Below are 17,277 nucleotides of genomic sequence, written 5' to 3'. Positions count from 1 at the left end.
ATGGGGTAATGAACCATGCAAAAAATAGATTTAAACGGAAAAACTATCCTTGTTACCGGTGCAGCCGGTTTTATTGGAGCTAATCTCACCACAGAGTTACTTACTAGATATCCAAACATCAAGGTAGTCGGCCTGGACGTAATGAATGACTACTATGATCCAGCGCTGAAAGACTACAGATTAAGTGAGATTGAAAAGATTAACGACGGAAGATTTACCTTCGTAAAAGGTAATCTGGCGGATAAAGAACTTATCACCAATCTCTTCAAAACCCACAACTTCAACGTTGTGGTCAACCTTGCTGCCCAGGCTGGTGTGCGATACAGCATCGACCATCCAGACGTGTATATCGAGAGCAATATCATCGGATTTTATAATATCTTGGAAGCGTGCAGACACAATCCAGTGGAACATCTGGTATACGCTTCAAGTTCCTCCGTCTACGGTGGAAACAAAAAAGTGCCGTTCAGCACAGAGGACAAGGTAGACAATCCAGTATCACTTTACGCGGCTACGAAGAAGTCTAACGAACTTCTCGCCCACAGCTATTCCAAACTCTATAACATTCCATCCACAGGACTTCGTTTCTTTACTGTATATGGACCAGCTGGTAGACCTGATATGTTCTACTACTCAGCTACACAACGCCTTCTCAAGGGAGAAACGATCTCCATCTTCAACTACGGAAACTGTAAGAGAGATTTCACTTACATCGATGACATTGTGGAAGGTGTGATCAGAGTAATGGGTGGAGCGCCGGATAAGTTAACCGGAGAGGATGGTCTTCCGATTCCACCTTACGCTATTTATAATATCGGCGGTGGAACTCCGGAAAACCTTTTGGACTATATCAATACACTTCAGGAGGAGCTCGTTCGAGCTGGTGTACTTCCAGAGGATTATGATTTTGATGCACATAAAGAGCTTGTTGGTATGCAGCCTGGTGATGTCCCAGTAACATATGCTGATAGCGAAGCACTTGAGAGAGATTATGGATTTACACCAAAGATTGGAATTCGCGAGGGCTTAAGAAAATTTGCAGAATGGTATAAGGAATACTACCAGGTATAAGAAAAGGCCACCTGCCGGAGCAGATAGCCTTGATGATTATTCGCCGTGTTCTTTGTAGAATTCGCGGAGTTCTCGTGAGAGAACCGTTTCCAGATCGGCGATATCTTCTGTATTCGGTTGATCTTCTTTCCCTACGATACCAAGAACCTTACCGAGGACGACTACATGGTCGTCCTCATTTTTTTTGCCGAAAGGATAGTCTTGGTTGAGGGAATAAAGCATTTTATTTTTGACACGTTTTATAACAGCACCGTCTGCAGTAGAGCAGATGACATCCGTGCCGTCTTCAGCTTCTTCAGTAAACTGAACATATACCAGGTCATCATTGTGATAGAGCGGTTCCATGCTAGGACCGGAAACGCGAACAATGGCATCAGCAGCCTCGCTGAAACGTGATCGTTTTACAAATAGAGGTTCGGGTTTAAGGTCATTAAAGGTGCATCCGGTACCAGCTGCAGCAGGTGTCCCTTCAAGAGGAAGGATAATGTAGGTCGAGCGAAGATACTGATCACGAGCGTCCATCTCTTCTTGGAGCATGGTAGAAATCATACGATCAACCATTTTCTTGCTGACAGTACTCAGTTTACGATATTGAGTGAGCATGGTATTTTCATGGCGAGAGGGCATCTCAACATTTGAAATTCCAAATAACTCATAAAGGGGAATTCCAAGCAGTGTGCAGAGTGTAGTGATAGATTCAATGCTTGGTTTTGCCTTGCCATTTTCCCAGTTGACAACAGTATTACGAGAAGTTTTCATGATACCGGCCAGATCAGTCTGACTCAGATTGCTCTGTTGTCGGTATTTTTTTATGACTTCTCCAAAGGATAATGTGTTTATGTCTTGTGAAATGACATTTGGCAGATGAATGATATTCTGACCGGAAAGAGCCTCGTGAGCAGCTCCCATGTTGTGTTCGCCGTTTTTCATGGCGTTGTCCTCCAATTCTAAGCCAGATAGGGCGTTGATTTCTCTATGCGTTGCTATCGTGACAAGTGCATTATAGCACAATAATATTGTGCAATGCAATAGCAAAAGCAAAATAAAAATGTGCAAATCTATTGAAAGATCGAAGGGAAAAGAGTATAATTAGGATCACAATCCCACTCACAATTATGATTTTATAGGTGATCAATTTGAATTATACGTTTACAACTAAAGACTACGGGCAGGGTTCTGGCTTGACTGCCATGCCGGTATCATCCCATGCAGGAAAGAAGATGCCTACAGGTGATAGACCTTACTCAGCGTATGAGGTTTTAACTGATTACTTTGAGGAAGACATGGGACTGGTAATCGGCAACTATTTAAAAATGGAAACAGAACAGATCCATGATGCTGGTGTCATGAAACAGGCGCAGGCATTAAGACTAATGTCTTATGCATATAGAATGACAAGATCCAGAATTCAGCAGGGAACTGCTGATACTGTGGTGGATTTTATCATACAGGGAAAACTTGAAGGGACCGACTGCGATAATAGAAAAATGTATGGGACAGCTGACTTCAGGGTTCGCTATATTCTGGATTTGAAGCCATGTTCACAGAAATGTGTAGGCCCAATCATAAACATTTTCAAAGGAGATGATCAGTACTTGCAGCAATATCCAATTGCTACAAATGAGTATCTTCTTCCGATTTTATACAACAGTGATTATGAGTTAGTAGCGCATGACATGCTTCAGCAGTACTTTCCGGAGATCGGAACAGTAATTGGAGCCAAAGGTTTTTGCTTGAATGCTGACGACCTGGCTAAAAGGATGGGACTTGAAGTGCATGAGGTGCATTTTAGAGATCCATCCATAATGGGACAGCTTTACTACAACCATGCCAGTGTTGAACTCATTGACAGACAGGGGAGAGTGCGCATTGCTCCGGTGAAGCCTGGAACCATTCTTATCAGTAGTGATAATTGTTCTACACCGGGAGTAAGGAATAGCACTATTGTACATGAATGCGCCCATATGTATTTAGATCGCTGGTTTTTCCTGTTGCAGATGATGGCTGGAAACAAGAAAGCGGCATATACCAATAGAAGAAAAGCGCAAAGACATGCGTTTACGAATAAGACTGCAGTCGATTGGATGGAATTGCAGTGCGATAAGCTTCCAGCATATTTACTGTTAGAATATTCCAGTACGAAAGCTTTTATTGAAGAAGAACTGGCAAAGTATAAGAAATTGTCTTCCACAGAAAAGATCAGAAATACAATTACGGCTGTAATGAAACATTTCCACGTTTCTTTTTCCATGGCCAGATATCGTATGATTGAACTTGGATATCCTGAGGCTGAAGGAATCAATTGCTATATTGATAATATGGTGATCCCCGATCATGGATGCAGCGGAAAGTGGATGGAAGGCGTGACATACACCATCTCTGTTAAGGATGCCATTGACCTTAGCGAAAGAGAGCCAAGATTTGCGCGGTTAATTAGTAATGGCAGATTTCGTTATGCCGAAAGCCATTTCTGCAGAAACAATAGAAAATATCTTGAATTTGATTATTCAGGAAGGATCCGCCTGACAGCCTATGCAAGACAGCATATTGATGAGTGCTGTTTGGGCTTTTATAAATGTGGCAAAGCTCGTGATACCAGTTATCAGTTGGGCATAGTATCAAGAAATAAAACCGAACCGGTTAAAGATAAGTATCTCCCTGGTTATACGCTTGCAGCAGAACCTGCGACAGAAGAATACGATAAGGAAAACCAGATTTTCTCGGATGACTGTTGGTTGTGGGGAGATTTCTACTACGATATGTCCGACGATTACAAAGAGGCAATCATGGATATCATGAAGCGAAAAGGACTTACTCAGGAATTCCTTGCGAATGAACTGAATGTGGATCGTAAGGTCGTTTATAATTGCCTGAATGCGATGAATCCTTCAAAGCCACATTTGGTCGCTATCTGTGTTGCGCTGAAGCTTCCTTCATTTGTTTCAGAGAAAATCCTTGCTAATGCTGGTATAACATTCCGAAGGACGGAACTGGATCATCTCTATCGTAGTTTCCTACTCAAAGCAGAGCAGCTTACGGTAGAAAGATGCGATGATATCTTGAAGCAGAATAAATATCCGACCCTTTTTGAGAGGGCGGCATAATAGTTATAAGTGCATAGATGCAAACGACCCGCTATGGATTACATAGCGGGCCTTCTTTTTAATCGCGCTTGAAAATATCGCGTGTATAAACTTTTTCAATTACATCATCAAGGCAGCTGTCATAACGGTTTGCGATGATTGCTTTACTCATGGATTTGAATGTCTCAAGATTATTTACAACCTTGGACCCAAAGAATGTTTCACCATCCTTGAGGGTAGGCTCATAAATAACAACGGTAGCACCTTTTGCTTTGATACGTTTCATAACACCCTGGATAGAAGACTGACGGAAGTTATCAGAATTAGACTTCATTGTAAGACGATATACACCGACAACAACGTCACATTCTTTATCTCTGTTCCAAGTGTCATTTGCTTCATAAGCACCGGCAATCTCAAGAACCCTATCAGCGATAAAATCTTTTCTCGTTCTATTGGATTCTACAATAGCAGACATCATGTTCTGCGGTACATCCTGGAAGTTGGCAAGGAGCTGCTTGGTATCTTTCGGCAGGCAGTATCCACCATAACCAAAAGAAGGATTGTTGTAATGTGTGCCGATACGAGGGTCAAGGCATACACCGTTGATGATTTCCTGAGTATTCAGGCCTTTGCTTTCCGCATAGGTATCGAGCTCATTGAAATAAGAAACACGAAGAGCGAGATAGGTGTTGGCAAAGAGCTTAACAGCCTCTGCCTCAGTGAAGCCCATAAACAGTGTATCGATGTTTTCTTTTTCAGCACCTTGTTGAAGAAGTTCAGCAAAAGTATGAGCCTTATCTTCAGAATCTGCATCGCAGGATACGATAATTCTTGAAGGATAGAGATTATCATAGAGTGCCTTGGATTCGCGAAGGAATTCCGGGCTGAAGATAATATTTTTAGTATTGTACTTTTCTCTAACAGAAGCGGTGTATCCAACCGGGATGGTAGACTTGATAATCATCATTGCGTTCGGATTAGTTTTCAGAACAGTTTCGATAACATTTTCAACTGCAGAGCAGTCAAAGAAGTTCTTCTTGCTGTCATAATTTGTTGGAGCGGCAATGATGACAAACTCAGCGTCTTTGTATGCTGCTTCCGCATCGAGGGTGGCAGTAAGATCCAGTTCTTTATTAGCAAGGTACATTTCAATATAGTCATCCTGAATTGGAGACTTCTTGTTATTGATAAGATCAACCTTTTCCTGAATGATGTCCACCGCAGTTACATGGTTATGTTGAGAAAGAAGGACTGCAAGGGAAAGACCTACATATCCGGTTCCTGCAACAGCGATGTTGTACCTGTGGTTAATAGAGTTTGTGGCAGGTTTTGCAGGAGTGTGCTCAACAAACATATCTACAACCTCAAAACCAAGGATTTCTCCTAATGTTTCAAGTTGGTCAATGCTTGGAGTATATTGTTCATTTTCGATTCTGCCGATCATAGAGCGATTAATACCACTCATGTCGGATAATTGCGCTTGAGATATTTTCTGTTCTCTTCTTTTAGAGAAGACTGTTGAAGCGACAAGCTTTGATGAAAGCTTCTTCATTTTATCATCATCCTTTCAGTTATTTTTTATATTCGGTGTATTCCAAAATAGTTTAAATTCAAAATGCGCCAAAATGATATTAAAAATATCATTTGATGCGCAATTATGATATCAAAAATTACATAATATATCAATAGAATACGAGTAAAAAGTAAAAATTCTATTTTAAATAGCATAACTTTGCAAAGCTGGCCTCAGATCATGACTTTTTTGAGTCATAGACCTGGGGCCTTTTTTTATTTTGCAAAAAAATTTTTTCGATTATGGGACAGAAACTGTCGCATAAACAATCCTTGATTTTACGGCAATTTCCGTCTTCACCAATTGTGAAAAACCTGAAAAACACAGGAAATATCAAGGTTTTTGTGTCTCATTATGAGACGGTTACTGTCCTCGAATGAAGGGCCTTAAATCGATATCATGTACACATCTTAACAAACAGCGACTGTTGTAAGACAGGCAGCGGATAGGAGCTTCGAGCTCCCGTTAAAAAAAACGGGTCGGCTCGGAGCCACTTCTGCTGCCTTTTTCATTGGCGTGCCACCCGTTTTGCCAAACGGCAGAAAGGTGGTAGTCATGATGACACTGAAGGAATTGAAATTGAGAATGAGTTGTCCGAAAGCAACACAGGTTCCGACAGTTAAAGCTCTCAGAGAGATGGGAGTGAGTGTTGTGGATCAGATTGATTTAGGAAAAGACGGAGTAATGATTGCTTATGAAAATGGATATGCAGTGTATTGCTCCGGGAAACATTCAACGGTTGTTCCTGTGTTTTCAGCAGGAGCCTATGTTTATGATCAGGCTGAAGGAAAACAGGAGATTGAAGAGAGTTACTTTGATAATCAGGACTGGTATGTTCGTATGTTGCTTGAAGCAGAAGACAGGATTGAGCAGAATCATTACAAGAAAACACATTGTGTTTCTTATGATGCAGAATCCGAAGATTGGGCAGAATTGCCAAGTTCCTCTACGGCAGAGAATGAATATTTAAAAAAGGAAGCTATGAAAGAACTTCTGGACCTTCTGACAGAACGTCAGAGAGAGGTTATTTCTATGTATTACCTCCAGGGAGAGACAATGGAGGCAATTGGAAAATATCTGGGCATTCGTAAACAGGCGGTTGATGATGCAAGGCGAAGAGCCGTTGAACGTTGTCGTGAAAAACTTGGGGAAAGCTTTCTGGAGGTGTTCGACAATGAGTAAAACGGCAACAAAAGCGTTTTATTTGAGAGGCGTAGATGGAAAGCGAGTAGAGGTACCAGAAAAAATATATCGCGCTTGGCATCGAGAAGACAGGCGTGAGAGGTATCTGGAGGAGCGAGATCAGGCCCATGGCAAGGTAAGTTTAAGCCAATATGATACTTATGGAATTCCTCTGGAAGGATATATATACAGGGAGCGGGATTTAGTAGAAAACATCGTTCTTAGAAATTTTTACCTGAATCTTCTTTCGAAGTATGTTGGTATTCTTCCAGCCGAGCAGAAGCAGGTTATCAAATTGCTGTTTGATGATGGTTTGTCTATCACAAAGGCTGCGGAGCATATGGGTTGGAGTAGAAAGAAAGTTAGAAGCAGGAGAGATAAAGCATTAAAAACTCTCAAGCATCTGTTTGAGCAGGATGGGATAACAGATTACCAGATTTAAAAAGAGAAGGCGGTTAGATGAAAAACATCTGACCGCTAAATTTTTTTGAAAAAATTTTTTCTCGACCTTGACTTTCGGCCTCTCCCAAGCGGGGTAAGTGAAGGGGTTAATAAATGAGCCTCTTACCTGAACCTTGAAAACTGAATATGCAGCCCTCCGGTTCAAATCTGTATATGTGGAGCAACTGACTTTCTGCCGCCATGACTCTTATTTAAGACGAGCGATCAACAGAGAAGTGAAACAGGTCTGATGGTATGATCTGATTGCCATGAAGCCTATGCAGGATAATGATACTTCCGTCTAGTCGCAGTAATGCGGACGGCCCGGTGAGTTCCACGGGGAGGTAAAACGGCCTATGAGTGTCCGGACCAGGACGCGGGTCGGAGGGTTCCCATATTCAGTCAGGGGTGTCGGGGACAAATGAAGACTGAGAAAACCCAAAATCACACGTTAATCGTGAAAACTATGTGGCAGAGTCCAGGCGGATTCTGCCATATCCTTTTGCGATTAATACTGATCCGGACGTTAGAAGGGTTCGGATTTTTTTATCGCTAGAAATAACAAGGGAGGAAACGATGATGATGGAAAAGATTGTAGTAGGTGTCCTTCTGGCGGCATTAGCTGTGAATGGCATTGTGATGTACTGCTGTCTGGTTATTGCCGGTGAAACGGATAAACATCTGCTTGGAAAAGATAAGAGAAAGGAGCTGGAGAAGCATGAATGAAATCAGATATGCAGCAGATAAGCCTAAGGAGTGCAAATACTGCTATTACTGGGCAGGCAAGAAGAGCTGCGAACTGGGTGAGAATAACTGCTATTACCTTCTTCCTGAAAAGAAGGAAGTTAAAAGCAAGAGTCCCTGTGATGGCTGTCCCTATGGCAGAGTTAGCCCTTGCATCGGATACTGCTTGAGAGAGATCCAGCAGAGGGGAGTCCGAAAATGAGCAGTATGCTGACATGCAACAGACTAATGGCTTATGAACAGCTGATGCGAGAAACACCGGCGAACAGGAAAGATGTTCGAGAAGATTTCTTATGCACCAACTGTAAAGATCATCGTCCGGATTGGGACTATCGTTTCTGCGTTCACATCGAATGCCCTTATGTGAAGGGAATGAAAACCTTCTGGGAGGAGGTGTATGAAGATGGCGGACAATAAGAGATATTACTGGTTGAAGCTGCATGAAGAGTTCTTCACTCAGCCGGTAATGAAATATATTCGAAAGCTTCCTGATGGCGAGAAGATCACGATCATCTATCTGAAATTGCTTTTGGTAAGCCTTCGAACCAACGGCTATATCTTCCTGGAAGGGCTCTTTCCAACCATGGAAGAGGAAATCGCTTTGAATCTGGATGAAGATCTGATGTCCGTGCAGTTTTCTATAGCAGCACTCGAAAAAGTGAATCTGTTGGAAAAAGGTTCTGGTGATTGGGACCTGTGCATGACAAGGCTTCCTGAGATGGTAGGTTCTGAAAGCAGTTCCGCGGCAAAGATGCGTCGCATGCGAGAACGTCAGCTGTTAGAGGGAAAAAGCTTACCCGGGTTGCCGGGAGGGTCACAATGTGACCGCAATGTGACCGGATGTGACCTCGAAGTGACCGACAGTGACCCTGCTGTTACAAAATGTGACACAGAGATAGAGACAGAGAAAAAGAGAGAAACAGACATAGAGCCACATAAAGAGCGAGAGTTAAATCCACGACATCTTTATGGAGTAAGTCAGAATGTAGTTCTTTCGGATGAAGAATATCTGAGCCTTAAGAGCCAATTCCCTGATTACAGGGGAAAGATAGATTATCTGTCTGCCTACATGGATAAGACCGGCAAGCAGTACAAAAGCCATTATCTTACCATTATCCAGTGGGCGAAAAAGGATGCTGCAAAGCAAGCACCTGCACCTCAACCGGCAAAATCCGGATTTGAGGATTATTCTTTTAAGAAAGGACCGAGCTACTAATGAACATGAGTTACACCTTGGTACCCGCGATAAGGTGACCATTCGAATGACCAGGGACGGAGCTGTTGAAGATAACCTGAGTCGCAAAACCTCCGAACGAATCAGTGAACGTGCCGCCGATGCAGACTTTGAAAAAGGTGTAGAGGAAGCGGAGAAAATTGAAGCCGGTCATTCCAGCACGAAAGCTCAGCAGCGTCGTTACCACGGGAAGAACAATTCGGAGGATCCGGTACAGGAACTTCAGAGGGAAGTGCCTGCTTCTGTTTCAGAAGAAACCACAGAGATTTCAGAGACAGAACCTGAACTGTTGCAGGAAGGAACACTTCAGGAACACTCCGTTAGATCACAATCCCACAAAGCGGATGTCCCGAGTGAAAAGAAGAAAAAACAGCGCAAAAGAATCTATGAAGAACAGAAGAAAAAGAAACCGACCAGGCTCCAGTTTGACGATGAGCCTGGTCTTTCTGTATCTGAAGACGGAAAAACAAGTTCTGGTGTAGTTGTTAGTTCTTCGGGAAAAATCAAGGCTGCAGCTATAGGGGCTGTTCACGGAAAGGTGGATGAAAATAGCGATGACAACAGTGCGGTAGAAGCTGCTCATAGAACAGAAGAAGCGGCTGAAACGGTTGGTGGCAGGCTGAAAGATACCGTAAAAGGGCATGTGACTTCTGAACGAAAATCTACAGAAAAGCTTTCTTTGGACAAAACAGAAACCGGGGAAAAACCTACGAGATTGAAGTTTGATGCGGCGGATGATCTTGGTAAAGCACCTGGTGGAAGAGCATCGCAGAGTAAAGTTCAGCAGAAACGTCGGTATAAAAAAGAATATGCGGAGGCAAGAAAAAAGGGAAAGCCAATCAGGTCGGTTGGAGGATCTACCGGAAAAACAGTAGCTTCAAAAGGTGCAGAAACGATTGGAGACAAGCTTAAAAACGGAGCTAAAAGGGTAGCCAATAAAAGTAAAAGCTGGATGGCGGTACTACTTGCAGGGGCTATGTGTATCATGATGGCTGTTAATGGACTTGGCACTATGGGATCGATGATCACCGGTGGAGGTAATGCAATTCTGGAGACTTCTTATCTGACTTCAGATGAAGAAATCTATGCTGCAGAATCTTACTATGCAAATCAGGAGGCAGCATTACAGAGGCAGATCGATACGATTGAAACCGCATATCCCGGATACGACGAATATCGGTTCCAGGTAGACGAGATATCCCATAATCCATACCATCTGACTTCTTTCCTTACGGTTCTATATGGTAATTACACAGCGTCTACCGTTCAGAGCGCATTAGATGCTCTCTTTCAGAATCAGTATTCCATTTCTGTAGAAGGAACAACGGAAACCATCACGGAAACAAGAACGGTACGAGTAGGCGAATCACTGGGCAATGTAGTTACCAGCGGTTATTGCAGCTGCAGCATTTGTTGTGGTCAGTGGTCCGGTGGTCCTACTGCCAGCGGCGTATATCCTACTGCAAATCATACGATTGCAGTTGATGCTTACAATCCAACTGTTCCTATGGGCACTAAAGTCGTTATGAATGGTGTCGAGTACACCGTTGAGGATACCGGTGCTTTTGATCGCTATGGCGTTGACTTTGATGTTTACTATGATAGCCATTCTGCAGCAAGTGCACATGGACATAGAACCTGGGAGGCATTTTTGGCAGATGACAATGGAAGTCAGACCGTAGAAGTAACCGATACCAGAACGGTTCGCGTTCTTAATGTAACAGTTACGAATGCAGGCTTCGATACCGTTGTCGGAAACAGGCTGAATGATCCGGAGGCAATCGGATGGTACTCACTGCTGAATAGTTCTCTTGGCAATAGGGATTACCTGTGGGATGCATCTATCTATCAGGGATACGCGCCAGGTGGAATGTCTTATGAGATTCCTCCGGAAGCACTGCAGGATGCACAGTTCCGAAGAATGATTACAGAGGCCGAAAAATATCTTGGTTATCCGTATGTCTGGGGCGGCAGTAGTCCAAGCACAAGCTTTGACTGTTCGGGATTTGTTTCCTGGGTAATCAATAACTGCGGTAATGGTTGGAACGTGGGAAGACTTGGAGCAGATGGCCTTCGTGGTATCTGTACCTATGTACCGCCTGCACAGGCAAAACCGGGAGATCTGATCTTCTTCCAGGGAACCTATGACACAACGGGAGCCAGCCATGTTGGTATCTATGTGGGCAACGGGATGATGATCCATTGCGGCAACCCGATCCAGTACACGTCTATCCAGACAAACTACTGGCAGCAACATTTCCTCTGCTTCGGCAGACTTTCATAAAATTCATGGAGGATTTTAAGGTGAATAAAAAGATTGAAAAGGTCCGTGAGGACATTAGAAAAACCAAAGCTCGTATTCAGGAGCTTGAAGATTATCTGAAGACACTTCAGATGCAGGAGAAACAGCTGTGTGATGAAGAAATCACGAAAACGATCCGTGACATGGCAGGAAAGGGCGATGTCATGGAAACGCTTCGCAGACTTCAGCAGGCCCAGCATGAAGTTTATGCCGGTAGTGATTCCGGCAGAGAGGAGATGAGTCACGATGCGTAAAAGAGTAATGGCTATGGTAACTACGTTGCTTTTGACATTAACAATGGCAATGGGAAGTGCCGTTCCGGCATTTGCCTATTACGATGAGAATGCGGCAAACGATGATACTTCTGCGGTTGTTGTGGAAGAGAACATTGAAGAGACAGAGGCTGAGGAAACGGAACCTGAGACAGAACAGCTATCCGGAGTACTTACACCGGATGGAAATATGAACCTGGTTGATGATGTCGATGGAGATGAAGCCGGACTCCAGTTTATGACTGTGACTACAAGAGATGGCAGTTACTTTTATATCATCATTGATCGCAGTGCAAAGGAAGAAAATGTGTACTTCCTGAACCAGGTTGATGCGGCGGATCTTATGAAGCTGATGAGTGATGAGGAGAAAGAGGCTTTCGAGGAAAGTCAGAAGGAACCTGAGCAGCAGACTCCGGTCATTACACCTACAGAAACTCCGGATGATCAGCCTCAGGTAGAACCTGAAACTCCGGCAGAGAAGAATCCAATGGCATCCACTCTTCCTATGTTAGGTGTATTTGTTGTACTTGGTGCGGCAGTAGCCGGTGGTTATTATTTCCTCAAGATCAAGCCGAAGAAGGGTCAGAGCAATGTAGATGAGGATCGCGAATTCTACGATGACGATGAGTACGAGGCTGAAGAAATAGAAGATGAAGATGTCTTCGAAGACGCAAAGGACGAAGATTATTAATTGAAGATCCATATGTTAGTACAGGGAGTTCCACCTTAGCGGCGGAACTCTCTTTGTATCTAAAACAAAATTTTTAAGGAGGACAACGCGATGGCAAATGAAAATTCATATCTGCCAAATGATGTGCCGGACTTTGTAAGAGAAGCCGAAGCTGCAATAGCAGCCGGTGAAAAGCTCGGCATCGAAGAAGTGACCATCAAGTTTGGTCGAGGTCTTATGGGAGAACCCTTTACGTCGAAGAGTGGAAAGGAACTGGTTGAGATTCAGATCCCCAACGCAGATCCGTCTGATCGTCGTCCATGGGAGTATTTTGTAGTCTCACCTAAGATGGTTCACGAAAATCAGTTCAGTAACGGTCTTTGGATGAAGCTTCCGGAAAACGGTTCCACCAGACTTTCCCGTTCGGTAAGGGATGGTGCAGACGCAGATGGAAAGCCTATCTGGAGAAAGGAATCGCGTACGGTTTCCAATACAGAGCTTAAAAGCCTGATGGAGTCGTACAAGACCAGAGACTCCGTGCTCGGTAAGCTTTCGGATAAGAAAGAAGAGGTGGCTGCAGTACCAAAGAAGGCTGCGAATAGTCAGAGCAAAAAGCATGAAGAGTCTTTGTAATTCATGGAGGAATTGAATGAAGAATATCTTTAAAGGTAAACTCAAGCGCGTTATGGCTGCAGCGCTGAGTCTGATGGTATGCATCGGGCTTGTACCGACGCCTGCCTTTGCAGCCGGAGAAACGGCTCAGATCACATTTGCATATATGTATCAGTCTGACGGTTCTCAGATCCTTTATCAGGATTCATTTGTCGGAACTCATGGCACCGATGGCGGTTATGGTCACACGATGACGCAGATCTATGCCAATGGTGAGGAAGCATACTGTATCGAGCCTGGTGCTCCGCTTCATACCGGTGATAGCCTGACCGCCAATGCTTCTGAGACCTGGAATAATCTTGGTGGTGCTAAGCAGGAAGCAATTAAGATGGCTCTTGCATTTGGTAAGCCTGGTAATGCCGGTTCACTTACAGGTTCCGGAGATTCTAAGCATCTTGCAACTCAGATGGTCGTATGGGAAATTGTGTGCGGTTATCGTGATGCAGGAAGCTATGCTGTTAGCAACAATTGCATCTATAACGCTTTCTGTAAGGGCGGCGCGAATGCAGAGGTAGCAGCAAACTATCATGCAATTGAAAGTGCTATGAAGACCTGGTTTGTTACTCCTAGCTTTGCTGATAACAAAACCCATGCTATGTCCTGGAAGGATGGTAAATATACTCTTACCATGACGGATCAGAACGGTGTATTAGCCGCCTATTCTGTTTCCAGCAGTGATAGTAAGGTGAAGATCACTAAGAATGGAAATCAGATCACCCTGACTTCAGATTCCTATATCGCAAATAACCCTACGATTACAGTATCTAAGTCTAGTGGTATCTCAGCATCAGCCATTCTTGTACCTTACGGAAGCACCTCTCTTCAGGACGTTGTTTCCGGTGTAACCCGTGTGGGTGATGTAAATGCAGCGTTTAAGGTCAATACTCCGGGCGGTACTCTGAAGCTTGTGAAAACTAGCGAAGATGGTATCGTATCTGGAATTATGATGACAGTAACCGGTAATAACTACAATAAGACAGTTACAACCGGTGATAACGGAACTATTTCCATCGAGGGTCTGATTCCTGGTACCTACACTGTATCGGAAGCAGTAAGCAACTACTATGAACCTCAGCAGATTCAGACTGTGACCATTACTTCAGGAGAAACTGCTACAGTCACTTTTAAGAATGTACTGAAACGAGGAGATCTTTCCGTTTCCAAAACTTCTGAAGATGGTTTTACCGAAGGTATGAAGTTCAGACTTTTCGGTACCAGTGCATCCGGAAGCAGCGTAGATCTGTATGCTGTAACTGACAGCAATGGTATTGCAACTTTCGAAGATGTGCTGATTGCAGGCGCTTCCGGTTATACCCTGGAAGAAGTTGACACCGCAATCCGATATGTGATCCCTGAGGATCAGAATGTAACAGTTGCCTGGAACGAAGTGACTTCCAGCACTGTGACGAACATCCTTAAGAAGTTCAACGTCACTGTCAATAAATACGATATCGAAAATGGTACTGCGCAGGGTGATGCATCTCTTGCCGGTGCGGTGTATGGCCTCTACCATAACGGAGAGCTGGTAGATAGTTTTACTACCGATTCCATTGGCAGCTTCACTACCGGATATTATGTATGTGACAGCACCTGGTCCGTTAAGGAGATTACGCCTTCCGAAGGATATCTGCTTGATCCTACCGAATATCACGTTGGCGCAGAACCTGAGAACTATGAGGTCGAATTCAATGCAGTTCCTGTTTTGAATTCCTATGAGCAGGTAATTAAGGGAAATATCTCCATCATTAAGCATGCAGACGATGGTTCCACTCAGATTGAAACTCCTGAGGAAGGTGCGTCTTTCATGATCTATCTTGCATCGGCAGGCAGTTATGAGAATGCAAAAGAATCTGAGAGAGACATTTTGATCTGCGATGAGGATGGATTTGCCCAGTCTAAGGATCTTCCTTATGGCCTTTACACGGTTCATCAGACTGCTGGTTTCCCTGAAACTGAATTCATGAAGGACTTTACTGTATTTGTCAGTGAGAATGGAAAAACTTATAAGTACCTGATCAATAATGCGCCTTACAGTGCCTATATCAAGGTAGTAAAGGCAGATGCAGAAACAGGTAATACTATTCCTATGACTGGTGCTGGCTTTGAAATCTACGATGCATCCGGCAGCAAGGTTTCTATGAGCTACACTTATCCTACCCTGACAACGATCGATACCTTCTATGTAAGTGAAGATGGTTATCTGATCACTCCTCAGAAGTTGGATGCCGGTAATTATTCTCTGGTAGAGGTTCAGGCTCCTTATGGTTATGTTCTGAACTCTGATCCTATTCCTTTTACCGTCACTTCTGCAGATAATGAGGATGTGGAAGGCCTTTGTGTAATCACTGTGACTGCATATGATATGGCGCAGAAGGGTACTATTACGATCACCAAATCCGGTGAAGTATTTTCTTCCGTATCTGTATCCGGTGAAGAAGGCGTTATTGATAAGGAAGGTAACTGGGGTGTTATTAATCCTACTTACCAGGCTGTTTATGAAGTAAGAAATCTTACCGGTGCTACCTATCAGGTGATCGCAGCAGAAGATATCTATACCGGTGACGGTACACTTCGTGTTGCTGCAGGAACTGTTGTAGCAGATATGACTACCAATGGTGATGGTGTAGCAACTACCGACGAGATTTATCTTGGTAAGTACCGTGTAGTTGAAACGGAAGCACCTTTCGGTTATACGCTGAACGAGGAAGAGCAGATTGTTGAGCTCACCTATGCAGGTCAGGAAATCAGCCTTACTTCATCCTCTGCAAGCTATGTCAATGACAGACAGAAGCTTGAGCTTTCCGTAGAAAAGGAAATGGAACAGAACGAGACCTTTGGAATCGGAATGAACGGTGAAATTACAGCTGTTTCCTTCGGCCTTTATGCAAAGGAGGATATCGTTGCTGTAGATGAGAGTGTTATTCCTACAGATGGTCTTATGGAAATTGCATTCGCTGATGAAAATGGCAATGTATCTTTCACATCTGATCTGCCTTTCGGAACTTACTATAGCTCATACGGACGATCTGGTTCTAGCGGATGTGTATATCGACAATGGCTTCAGTGGCACAGCGTTTGAACGTCCGGATTTTCTTCGACTTATGGAAGATGTGAAGAAGGGAAAAATCCAGTGCATCGTAGTAAAAGACCTGTCTCGTTTTGGCAGAAACTTTCTGGAGACCGGGTATTATATCGAGACTTTTCTTCCTAAGCTTAACGTAAGGCTGATTGCTATAAATGACAATTTTGATAGCAGCCGGGAGGAAGACAGAAATAATATTTCAGTGCCGCTCAAGAACCTGGTTAATGAGTTTTATGCAAGAGATATCTCTAAAAGAGTATCTACTTATCACGAGTTATCCATGAGCAGAGGGAGTGCTATTATCCCGCGTGCTACATATGGATACCGCTTAGATAAAACAGAAAACCGTTTATATGTTAATCCGGAAACGGCTCCTGTTGTGAAGATGATTTTCAGATGGTATCTGATGGGGATGACTACCGGGAAGATAGCAGCCAGGTTGAATTATATGGGTGTACTTACTCCCAAAGCTTATCGCATGGTAAAGGAAAGAGGAGAGGCTATGCCGGAGAATGAGCTTTGGAATATTGGAAAGCTCAGAGATATTCTCAGAAATCAGGTGTATCTGGGAAGGCTTGTCTGGGGAAAGCGAAAAAGAGCGTTCTACCTGAAAATTGCAGAACACAAGACTTCTAAGGACGAATGGATCATCCATGAAAATCAGCATGAAGCTTTGGTAACCGAATCTGAATATGAACAGGTACAGGAGCTGATCAGTCGTTCTGCAGACAAGATGAGGACTAAGCCTGAATTGTACGGAGAGCACGAAGAACCACTGAGAGGAAAAGTGTTCTGTGCTGTCTGCGGTAGAGTGATGACCTACGAATCCTATGCCTATTGTAATAACCGCAATGGTGGGCATTTTTATTGTCATGGAAATAACCTTAGATCCGAATGCAGGAATGATATGCACTCAGACCTTTTGAAAATGACAGTTAGGTCATAAGT

The 17,277-nt window shown here is 43.6% G+C and carries 16 protein-coding genes; 14 read left to right on the top strand and 2 right to left on the bottom strand.

From position 1 onward, the window contains the following. Nucleotides 1-15: 15 nt before the first annotated feature. Nucleotides 16-1,071 carry an NAD-dependent epimerase/dehydratase family protein gene (locus tag GKG41_RS10435; protein ID WP_154258422.1) on the top strand — a complete coding sequence of 352 codons (1,056 nt, stop codon included), beginning with the start codon at nucleotides 16-18 and terminating at the stop codon, nucleotides 1,069-1,071. Nucleotides 1,072-1,107: 36 nt separating this feature from the next. Here GKG41_RS10435 and GKG41_RS10430 read toward each other — a convergent pair whose 3' ends face one another. Further along, a complete protein-coding gene (locus tag GKG41_RS10430) occupies nucleotides 1,108-2,001 on the bottom strand; it encodes a helix-turn-helix domain-containing protein (protein ID WP_154258421.1) in 894 nt (297 codons plus the stop codon). A gap of 206 nt (nucleotides 2,002-2,207) precedes the next feature. Between GKG41_RS10430 and GKG41_RS10425 the strand changes: the two genes are divergently transcribed. Then, entirely contained in the window at nucleotides 2,208-4,175 is a 1,968-nt protein-coding gene (locus GKG41_RS10425; RefSeq protein WP_154258420.1) for a helix-turn-helix transcriptional regulator, read from the top strand. Nucleotides 4,176-4,233: 58 nt separating this feature from the next. Here the strand turns inward: GKG41_RS10425 and GKG41_RS10420 are convergent, their stop codons facing one another. After that, a complete protein-coding gene (locus tag GKG41_RS10420) occupies nucleotides 4,234-5,709 on the bottom strand; it encodes a nucleotide sugar dehydrogenase (RefSeq protein WP_154258419.1) in 1,476 nt (491 codons plus the stop codon). A 576-nt stretch (nucleotides 5,710-6,285) separates the two neighbouring features. On the opposite strand from GKG41_RS10420, the gene GKG41_RS10415 reads away from it, so the two are divergent. The 12 genes from GKG41_RS10415 to GKG41_RS23475 all read left to right on the top strand — a co-directional run bounded on the left by GKG41_RS10415 (nucleotide 6,286) and on the right by GKG41_RS23475 (nucleotide 17,275). Next, nucleotides 6,286-6,912, top strand: a complete 627-nt coding sequence (locus GKG41_RS10415; protein ID WP_154258418.1) for a sigma-70 family RNA polymerase sigma factor — start codon at nucleotides 6,286-6,288, stop codon at nucleotides 6,910-6,912. Further along, on the top strand, nucleotides 6,905-7,354 hold the full coding sequence (locus tag GKG41_RS10410; protein ID WP_173015576.1) for a sigma factor-like helix-turn-helix DNA-binding protein: 450 nt from the start codon (nucleotides 6,905-6,907) through the stop codon (nucleotides 7,352-7,354). Before GKG41_RS10415 ends, GKG41_RS10410 begins: the two co-directional genes overlap by 8 nt. Nucleotides 7,355-7,929: 575 nt before the next feature. Beyond that, nucleotides 7,930-8,079, top strand: a complete 150-nt coding sequence (locus GKG41_RS23150) for a hypothetical protein (RefSeq protein ID WP_173015577.1) — start codon at nucleotides 7,930-7,932, stop codon at nucleotides 8,077-8,079. Then, nucleotides 8,072-8,299 carry a hypothetical protein gene (locus GKG41_RS10400; RefSeq protein WP_154258415.1) on the top strand — a complete coding sequence of 76 codons (228 nt, stop codon included), beginning with the start codon at nucleotides 8,072-8,074 and terminating at the stop codon, nucleotides 8,297-8,299. Before GKG41_RS23150 ends, GKG41_RS10400 begins: the two co-directional genes overlap by 8 nt. Continuing rightward, nucleotides 8,296-8,514, top strand: a complete 219-nt coding sequence (locus GKG41_RS10395) for a hypothetical protein (protein WP_154258414.1) — start codon at nucleotides 8,296-8,298, stop codon at nucleotides 8,512-8,514. The genes GKG41_RS10400 and GKG41_RS10395 overlap by 4 nt, the downstream gene beginning before the upstream one ends. After that, nucleotides 8,501-9,313, top strand: a complete 813-nt coding sequence (locus GKG41_RS10390; RefSeq protein WP_173015579.1) for a phage replisome organizer N-terminal domain-containing protein — start codon at nucleotides 8,501-8,503, stop codon at nucleotides 9,311-9,313. Before GKG41_RS10395 ends, GKG41_RS10390 begins: the two co-directional genes overlap by 14 nt. Before the next feature lie 46 nt (nucleotides 9,314-9,359). Next, nucleotides 9,360-11,615 (top strand): CD1108 family mobile element protein, encoded by a 2,256-nt coding sequence (locus GKG41_RS10385; RefSeq protein ID WP_154258412.1) that lies wholly within the window; start codon nucleotides 9,360-9,362, stop codon nucleotides 11,613-11,615. 20 nt (nucleotides 11,616-11,635) lie between these two features. Beyond that, entirely contained in the window at nucleotides 11,636-11,887 is a 252-nt protein-coding gene (locus tag GKG41_RS10380) for a DUF4315 family protein (RefSeq protein WP_173015580.1), read from the top strand. After that, complete coding sequence (locus GKG41_RS10375; RefSeq protein ID WP_154258410.1) at nucleotides 11,880-12,596, top strand: DUF4366 domain-containing protein; 717 nt, start codon at nucleotides 11,880-11,882, stop codon at nucleotides 12,594-12,596. Before GKG41_RS10380 ends, GKG41_RS10375 begins: the two co-directional genes overlap by 8 nt. A 90-nt stretch (nucleotides 12,597-12,686) precedes the next feature. Then, nucleotides 12,687-13,208: a hypothetical protein gene (locus GKG41_RS10370; protein ID WP_154258409.1), complete on the top strand. Its 522-nt coding sequence runs from the start codon at nucleotides 12,687-12,689 to the stop codon at nucleotides 13,206-13,208. 16 nt (nucleotides 13,209-13,224) lie between these two features. Beyond that, nucleotides 13,225-16,326 (top strand): SpaA isopeptide-forming pilin-related protein, encoded by a 3,102-nt coding sequence (locus GKG41_RS23145; RefSeq protein WP_173015581.1) that lies wholly within the window; start codon nucleotides 13,225-13,227, stop codon nucleotides 16,324-16,326. Next, complete coding sequence (locus GKG41_RS23475) at nucleotides 16,211-17,275, top strand: recombinase family protein (RefSeq protein ID WP_243142174.1); 1,065 nt, start codon at nucleotides 16,211-16,213, stop codon at nucleotides 17,273-17,275. Before GKG41_RS23145 ends, GKG41_RS23475 begins: the two co-directional genes overlap by 116 nt. Nucleotides 17,276-17,277 lie beyond the last annotated feature (2 nt).

The sequence above is a fragment of the Lactonifactor sp. BIOML-A5 genome (assembly GCF_009677585.1).
GTDB lineage: Bacteria > Bacillota > Clostridia > Lachnospirales > Lachnospiraceae > Lactonifactor.
This window is presented reverse-complemented; position numbering and strand designations above follow the sequence as displayed.

Coding starts and splice junctions, on each gene's coding strand:
- GKG41_RS10435 (WP_154258422.1), top strand. CDS start 16: ATGCAAAAAATAGATTTAAACGGAAAAACTATCCTTGTTACCGGTGCA.
- GKG41_RS10430 (WP_154258421.1), bottom strand. CDS start 2,001: ATGAAAAACGGCGAACACAACATGGGAGCTGCTCACGAGGCTCTTTCC.
- GKG41_RS10420 (WP_154258419.1), bottom strand. CDS start 5,709: ATGAAGAAGCTTTCATCAAAGCTTGTCGCTTCAACAGTCTTCTCTAAA.
- GKG41_RS10415 (WP_154258418.1), top strand. CDS start 6,286: ATGATGACACTGAAGGAATTGAAATTGAGAATGAGTTGTCCGAAAGCA.
- GKG41_RS10410 (WP_173015576.1), top strand. CDS start 6,905: ATGAGTAAAACGGCAACAAAAGCGTTTTATTTGAGAGGCGTAGATGGA.
- GKG41_RS23150 (WP_173015577.1), top strand. CDS start 7,930: ATGATGATGGAAAAGATTGTAGTAGGTGTCCTTCTGGCGGCATTAGCT.
- GKG41_RS10400 (WP_154258415.1), top strand. CDS start 8,072: ATGAATGAAATCAGATATGCAGCAGATAAGCCTAAGGAGTGCAAATAC.
- GKG41_RS10395 (WP_154258414.1), top strand. CDS start 8,296: ATGAGCAGTATGCTGACATGCAACAGACTAATGGCTTATGAACAGCTG.
- GKG41_RS10390 (WP_173015579.1), top strand. CDS start 8,501: ATGGCGGACAATAAGAGATATTACTGGTTGAAGCTGCATGAAGAGTTC.
- GKG41_RS10385 (WP_154258412.1), top strand. CDS start 9,360: ATGACCAGGGACGGAGCTGTTGAAGATAACCTGAGTCGCAAAACCTCC.
- GKG41_RS10375 (WP_154258410.1), top strand. CDS start 11,880: ATGCGTAAAAGAGTAATGGCTATGGTAACTACGTTGCTTTTGACATTA.
- GKG41_RS10370 (WP_154258409.1), top strand. CDS start 12,687: ATGGCAAATGAAAATTCATATCTGCCAAATGATGTGCCGGACTTTGTA.
- GKG41_RS23145 (WP_173015581.1), top strand. CDS start 13,225: ATGAAGAATATCTTTAAAGGTAAACTCAAGCGCGTTATGGCTGCAGCG.
- GKG41_RS23475 (WP_243142174.1), top strand. CDS start 16,211: ATGGCAATGTATCTTTCACATCTGATCTGCCTTTCGGAACTTACTATA.